The organism is Desulforadius tongensis (assembly GCF_016907915.1).
Taxonomy (GTDB): domain Bacteria; phylum Bacillota; class Desulfotomaculia; order Desulfotomaculales; family Desulfohalotomaculaceae; genus Desulforadius; species Desulforadius tongensis.
The window spans coordinates 1-2,097 of the sequence record NZ_JAFBCW010000056.1; the positions used below are offsets into that span (position 1 = coordinate 1).

Below are 2,097 nucleotides of genomic sequence, written 5' to 3' on the forward strand. Positions count from 1 at the left end.
ATCGAGTAGGGTAACGCCGCAGTAATTTGCTACGGCGTTATCCCTCTCACAGAACCGTACGTACGGGCCTCGTATACGGCTCCTGATAAACCTCAGTCATTTTCCTCGAAAATGATGCAAAATGCCGACATTATATAAAGTTAGGTCAATTAGCCCTAATTCATTAAACCAACTGTTAGGCAGTGCCATATTTATCAGCGGGCTGGCAGAATTACGCCATCGCGTCATGGAGATTTTGAGAAAATCTCCTTTATAGCCACGCCTTCTGAGTGCTTTGTGCAGCTGCTTCCACTTCTTCCATTCCCGCATCTTTTTCATTCGCAGCCTTCGCCGTATCCACTCCATTAATTGAGCGAATAATCCTTTGCAGTTGGCAATCCTGAAGTAGTTGGCCCAACCTCTCAGAACCGGGTTGAGTCTTTTTATCATTTCTTCTACGTTCATTCCATGGTTTCTGGGGGTTAGCTGCCTTATCTTGTCTTTGAAGCTCTTTATCTTCTTTGGGTGGATGGAAACATATTTGGTGCGTATGATAAATCCAAGATAGGATACCCCTTTGTAGGCGTCGGTAAGGTGTGTCTTCTGTTTGTTAACTACTAACTTCAGTTTGCCTTCGAGAATGCTGTAAGCTATTTGCCGATATTTTCCCGCTTCTTTGCGACTCCGGGCAAATACCAGTATATCATCAGCATAGCGGACGATGCGAATGCCACGGGCTTTCATCGCCTGGTCGAATTGGTCGAGATATATGTTCGTTAGCAGCGGTGAAATAACTCCTCCCTGCGGACTTCCAATATCTGTCTCCTCCCAGGCTCCGTCTTTCATTACTCCGGCTGTTAGAAACTTTCTAATAAGTTTCAATACGCTGCCGTCGCTGACTTTCCGGTTCACTCCTTTGATTATCAGTTCATGGTCCAGGCGGTCAAAGCATTTGGATAGGTCCATGTCTACTACGTGTTTAAAACCATATCTGTTTATGAACATTTCTGCTTTGGCTACCGCTTGTTGACAGGAGCGTCCGGGTCTGTAGCCATAACTTGACGGGTGAAAGTCCAGTTCAAAGATGGGCTGTAGTATGTTAAGAAGTGCTTGTTGGACTACCCGGTCTTTTACTGTGGGTATTCCCAGCGGGCGTTTACTCCCGTCTGACTTCGGAATTTCCACTCGCAGTACCGGTTGTGGTTCGTATGTGCCGGTTTTCAGTTCATGATGTAGCTGGTTTAGCCTTTCTTCCAGGTGTTGGCCGAAGGCTTCCACGGTCTCTCCGTCTATTCCGGGAGCTCCTTTGTTGGCTCTTACGGCGCGGTAGGCTTTTTCCAGGTTTTCAATTCCATATACTTTGTCAATTAGGCTGTACCATTTCTTCATCATTTCACCTAATTTCGCTGTGCTCCCTTGGTCCCTTGCGACTTCGCGGCGGTTCTTTCTTGCAATTCCACGGTGTCTCTAGCTCTGTGGCAATCTTACCGTGAGCTGTTTGCAATACTCCGCCTGAGCGGGCGTTAAAACCAGCCGGCTCTCACCCCCGGTCTTAACGTTCCCCTTGGCATTGCAGCCTTGGTTATCTTCTCGTCCCATCGGTTGGTTCTTCGGTTGCACTCTTTGGTTTATCTTTGCCCCTTCGCAGACATAAAGGCTTTTGGCTCTTTATGCCCCACTGCAACTTGGTACAGTGTCCCCTTAGTTTTGTCCTCCAGTCTGTTGCCAGCTTTCACGGGCTAAGGGTTCTACACTACTACGGGCTCATCTGCCACCCGACATCACGTATGCTCTCCCTTGCGTTTCCGCTTGTTTGAGTTTACCTGCTTTGACCACAGGATGATGCCGGGCTTCCCTGGTTAAGTCTGCTTACCTGAACTTGAACTCATCCGTCCCAACCTCCTAGGTTATCCAGCTTTCGGGCTTTCCCACTTATTGCAAGGTTACCCACCTAGTAGGCCAACACCGGTTCGCTTCCGCTATGTTCCAAGTTCCCCTTTCAGCTTCCTTCAGACCCCACCGTTACCAGTGACGCCCTTGCTTACAGGTTGTCTTCCCGCTGGTTAGGCGACAGGGTTTCTTTCAACCCATCGGCTCGGCAGACATGCCAGGCAAACA

Annotated in this window: 1 protein-coding gene; it reads right to left on the reverse strand. The window is 48.6% G+C overall.

The annotated features are described in order from the left end of the window. Positions 1 to 96 precede the first annotated feature (96 nt). Positions 97 to 1,371, reverse strand: a complete 1,275-nt coding sequence (gene ltrA / locus JOC37_RS13055) for a group II intron reverse transcriptase/maturase (protein WP_238480931.1) — start codon at positions 1,369 to 1,371, stop codon at positions 97 to 99. Positions 1,372 to 2,097 lie beyond the last annotated feature (726 nt).

Coding starts and splice junctions, on each gene's coding strand:
- ltrA (WP_238480931.1), bottom strand. CDS start 1,371: ATGATGAAGAAATGGTACAGCCTAATTGACAAAGTATATGGAATTGAA.